The 917-nt window shown below is 54.9% G+C and carries 1 protein-coding gene; it reads right to left on the bottom strand.

Going from position 1 to position 917, the window contains the following annotated elements:
- Positions 1-129 precede the first annotated feature (129 nt).
- The gene (locus tag CWI66_RS17625; protein WP_081138647.1) at positions 130-450 is read right to left on the bottom strand and encodes a hypothetical protein; all 321 of its coding nucleotides are present in this window, start codon (positions 448-450) and stop codon (positions 130-132) included.
- Positions 451-917: the final 467 nt, after the last annotated feature.

Here is a 917-nt window from a genome sequence, read left to right as displayed (position 1 = left end):
CCGTCAGTGCCCTGCGCACGTTAGATGAAGTGCTTCTTCATCTTGGCACAGAGGGACGGGTCCATCCCATTTCCCACCTTCAAGTTGGCTCAAGCCGCTTGTTTGTCCAAGCGCGTCATTCGCTTGGCTTCAAGCGCAGTCGGCGGCGCCTTGACCAAACATATCGAACATCAGCTCGCGGCCCATGCCCGTCAGCACCCAACGGCCATAGCTGTTGTACGTCGCGGCACCGCTCTCTTCCAATACCTGTTGGCACATGGCCCAGCCGGTTTGCTGCTGGCGCAGCGTGTTCAGCTCATGACGGGACAAGCCCCGTTGGGGCAAGGTGATGGTTTCAAGGACATGGCCGCTTTCATAAAGCAGCTCGGCAGCACGGGAAAGGCAATGGCGCAGGCTGCGTTGCAGATGAAAGGCAGCGCTGGAGGCCTGAGGTAACGCTTCTGCGGGCATGGATGACTCCTGCAATCGCACGGAAAAGGGGATGTGCTGCGGTGCATTATAAATGAGCCGGGATGTTAGACCAAGGTCTATGTTGAGCCATGAGCGGCGCGCAGGGTGGTTGCCACATGTCTGCAACGTAAAGCCCGTAGATTTCACTTGTGAGCCGCTGAAATTCGCCTTTGCCAACACAATGCGCTCAGCAAGAAAATAATGAAAAATTGGATGAACCCTAAAGACTGGGGTTAAATGCTGAGGAATCCCCACGAACTTTGCTATCCATCGCATAAGGCCTGCTCTTTGACTCCTAGATTCATAGAATAACCGCAGCACTTTGGATCTCAAGGTAGAAGCAGGAGGGCCAGCGCCGGTACTCTCTCTGCTTTACCGACCAAAGTGAAACAGAGCATGGCATACCGACAGCTGACCCAGACCCAACGATACCAGATTCACGCTTACAGGTGTGCAGGCATGAGCCA

The sequence above is a fragment of the Halomonas sp. 141 genome (assembly GCF_002810305.1).
Classification (GTDB): domain Bacteria; phylum Pseudomonadota; class Gammaproteobacteria; order Pseudomonadales; family Halomonadaceae; genus Vreelandella; species Vreelandella stevensii.
Note: the sequence above shows the minus strand (reverse complement) of the source record. Positions and strands in the feature narration are given on the sequence as shown.

Coding starts and splice junctions, on each gene's coding strand:
- CWI66_RS17625 (WP_081138647.1), bottom strand. CDS start 450: ATGCCCGCAGAAGCGTTACCTCAGGCCTCCAGCGCTGCCTTTCATCTG.